The sequence below is a fragment of the Nonomuraea lactucae genome, from assembly GCF_003313395.1.
Lineage (GTDB): Bacteria > Actinomycetota > Actinomycetes > Streptosporangiales > Streptosporangiaceae > Nonomuraea > Nonomuraea lactucae.
Genome location: NZ_QNFZ01000180.1, coordinates 1 through 3,260 on the forward strand (window position 1 = coordinate 1; position 3,260 = coordinate 3,260).

Here is a 3,260-nt window from a genome sequence, read left to right on the forward strand (position 1 = left end):
CGCCAGCCTTCAGCGTTGCGGACGGCCACGTCCAGGCCCGCGGCCGGCTCGGACGCGGCGTGCAGGTAGGCCGCCGCCATCCGCCACGGCTGGCGGATCGCCGCGGCGCCGCCCGGCATCCGCACCTGCTCCAGGTGCCCGGCCCGCTCGAACCCCGCAAGGCCGGCCACCAGCAGCTCGCCGCCCCAGATCGTGCCGTCGGCGCCGTAGCCGGTGCCGTCGAACGCGACGCCGATGACCGGCCCCCGCTCCCCGTTGTCGGCCAGGCACGAGGCGATGTGGGCGTGGTGGTGCTGGACTCCGATGAGCTCCACGCCGTCGAGGCCGAGCGCGTACTTCGTCGACAGGTACTCCGGATGCAGGTCGTGGGCGACGAGCGCGGGCTCGATGCCGAGCAGCCGCTGGTAACGCCCGATCTCCCTGGTGAAGGCGCGTGTCGTCTCGTAGCTCTCCAGGTCGCCGAGGTGCTGCGAGACGAACGCGTGACGGTCCCTGGCGAGGCAGAAGGTGTTCTTCAGCTCCGCGCCGCAGGCGAGCACCGGGCGGGGGAAGGACCAGGGCAGCGTGAACGGTTCGGGCGCGTACCCGCGGGCCCGCCTGACGGGCAGCGCGGCGCCGCGGAAGAACCGGACCACCGAGTCGTCGGCCGGTGCGTGGATCGCCCGGTCGTGGGAGAGGAAGGCGTCGGCGACGCCGCCCAGCCGCTCGCGGGCGTCCGCGTCGTCGTACGCGATCGGCTCGTCGGACACGTTCGCGCTGGTCAGCACGTACGGCCGGGCGATCTCGCGGGCGAGCAGGTGGTGCAGCGGCGTGTAGGGCAGCAGCACGCCCACCTCGTCGCTGTCCGGGGCCACCGAGGGCGCGAGCGGCGCGCCGGGCCGCCGGGGAAGCAGCACGATCGGCCCGCGCGCGCCGGACAGCAGGCGCGCCGCGTCCTCGTCGAGCTCGCACAGCTCCCGCACCGCGGGAAGGTCGGCGGCCAGCACCGCGAACGCCTTGTCGGCCCGCCGCTTGCGGGCCCGCAGCGCCGCGACGGCAGGCTCGTCGGTCGCGTCCACGGCCAGGTGGTAGCCGCCCAGGCCCTTGACCGCCAGCACGGCGCCGGCCGAGACCATGGCCGCGGCGTTCGCGAGGGGATCGCCGGGCACCGGCGTGCCGTCCGGCGTGCTCAGCGCCAGGGCGGGGCCGCAGGCAGGGCAGCAGACCGGTTGGGCGTGGAAGCGCCGGTCAGCCGGGTCGTGCTTGACCGCCAGCACGGCGCCGGCCGAGACCATGGCCGCGGCGTTCGCGAGGGGATCGCCGGGCACCGGCGTGCCGTCCGGCGTGCTCAGCGCCAGGGCGGGGCCGCAGGCAGGGCAGCAGACCGGTTGGGCGTGGAAGCGCCGGTCAGCCGGGTCGTGATACTCCCGCTCGCACCTGGCGCACATGGTGAAGCCCGCCATGGTGGTCGCGGCCCTGTCGTACGGCACACCTGTGATGATCGTGAACCGGGGCCCGCAGTTCGTGCAGTTGACGAACGGGTACCGGTAGCGCCGGTCGGCCGGGTCGAACAACTCCTTGAGGCAGTCACCGCAGGTGGCGACGTCCGGGGGGACCAGCACGCGCGCGGCCCCGCCGGTCACGCTGGGCACGATCTCGAACCCGCGGGCCCCGGTCGGCGGCACGGCGGTCACGCTGACCCGTTCGACGACGGCCAGCGCGGGCGGCCGGTCGCGGACCGCCTCCACCAGCGCGGTGACCGCCGACACCGGGCCCTCCGCCTCGATGAACACCCCGCCGGCGTCGTTGCCGACCAGCCCGGCCAGGCCGTAGCGGGAGGCGAGCGCGTGCACGAACGGGCGGAAGCCGACGCCCTGGACGATGCCCTCGACCTGGATCCTCGAGCGCACCCGCCCGGTCACGCCTCCGCCAGCGCCTGCTGGACCAGCTCCCACAGCACGTGGTAGGCGGTGGTCTGCGCCTCCTGGATGCGGTGCACCGACGACGACGGGATGACGAACAGGTGGTCGGCGAGAGCGTCCTCTGCCATCCGCCCGCCGCCCGAACCGGCCAGTCCGACGGTCACCATGCCCGCGCGCCTGGCCGTCTCCAGGCCGAGCAGTACGTTCGCCGAGCCGCCGCTGGTCGACAGGGCCACGGCGATGTCGCCGCGCCGGCCGAGCGCGGCGAGCTGCCGGGCGAAGACCACGTCGAAGTGAACGTCGTTGGCGAGCGCGGTCAGCAGCGCGGCGTCCGCGGTGAGCGAGATCGCCGGGAGCCTGCGCCCGTCCGGGCCTGGCGTCAGGAAGAGCTGGGCCACGGACTGGGCGTCGGTGCTGCTGCCGCCGTTGCCGAACGCGAACAGCGTCCCTCCGGCCCGGAAGGCGGCCGCGACCGCCTCGGCGCAGGCGGCCAGGGACGGGCCCAGCTCGTTCAGCACGCGCAGGCGCAGCTCCAGGCTCTCCGCGGCCTTGTCCATGGTGGAACGGGTGACGTCCTCGACGGTGCCGCCGCCGGGGCCGGGAAACGGGTAGAGCGCCTCGGTCACGAGCCGTCACCGCCCAGCACCGCGATGGCCTCCTTGGCGTGCACGAGGACCGTGTCGCCCACCCGTGCCGCGACCAGCGCCACGCTGATCTCCTCGATCCCGGCTCCCGTGTCGACGAGGGCGAGCCCGTCCGGCCGCAGCTCGGTGACGCGGACCGGCACCGCCGTGTCGGCGCAGGTGACGCAGGTGCCCCTCTCGTCGCAGGCCGGCGGCGTCAGCGGGGTGAGACCGGGGTCGTCGAGGAAGACGTGGACCAGCTCCCACAGCAGGTGGTAGGTGGTGACGTGCGTCTCGCGGGCGATCAGGGGGTCGTCGGACCGGGCGGCGAGCAGGTGATCGGCCGGTGCTGCGTCCGCGGGTGTGCCCGCCGTCAGCGCGACCGTCAGCATGCCCAGCTCGCGGGCCGCCGCGAGCGCGGCGAGCACGTCGCCGTGGCCCACGCAGAGGCCGACCGCGATGTCCTCCGGCCTGCCCAGCGCGCGCAGCCGGTCGGCGAACGCCGAGCCCCGCGCGCAGGCGTCGCCCGCCAGGGAGATCGCGGGCAGCGCGCGCTTGCCCACGATCACGGGATGCGTGAACTCCACCGCCAGATGCCCGGCGTCGGCGGCGGTCGCGCCCTGTCCGAACGTGAGCAGCCTGCCCTTCCGCTGGAAGCGCGTGGCCATGTCGCGCGCGGCCCGCACGATCCGCACGGCGTCCTGGGCCGCCGCCTCGCAGGGGGCGGCGCGGCGCG

The 3,260-nt window shown here is 75.3% G+C and carries 3 protein-coding genes; all 3 read right to left on the minus strand.

The window, feature by feature from the left end:
- On the minus strand, positions 1-1,889 hold a 1,889-nt coding region (locus tag DQW85_RS11765), incomplete at its 3' end, for a Sua5/YciO/YrdC/YwlC family protein (protein ID WP_240197099.1).
- 8 nt (positions 1,890-1,897) lie between these two features.
- Positions 1,898-2,527: a D-sedoheptulose-7-phosphate isomerase gene (locus DQW85_RS11770; RefSeq protein ID WP_240197100.1), complete on the minus strand. Its 630-nt coding sequence runs from the start codon at positions 2,525-2,527 to the stop codon at positions 1,898-1,900.
- A partial coding sequence (locus DQW85_RS11775; protein ID WP_162794913.1) for a HypC/HybG/HupF family hydrogenase formation chaperone occupies positions 2,524-3,260 on the minus strand: 737 nt, incomplete at its 5' end. The genes DQW85_RS11775 and DQW85_RS11770, both read right to left, overlap by 4 nt.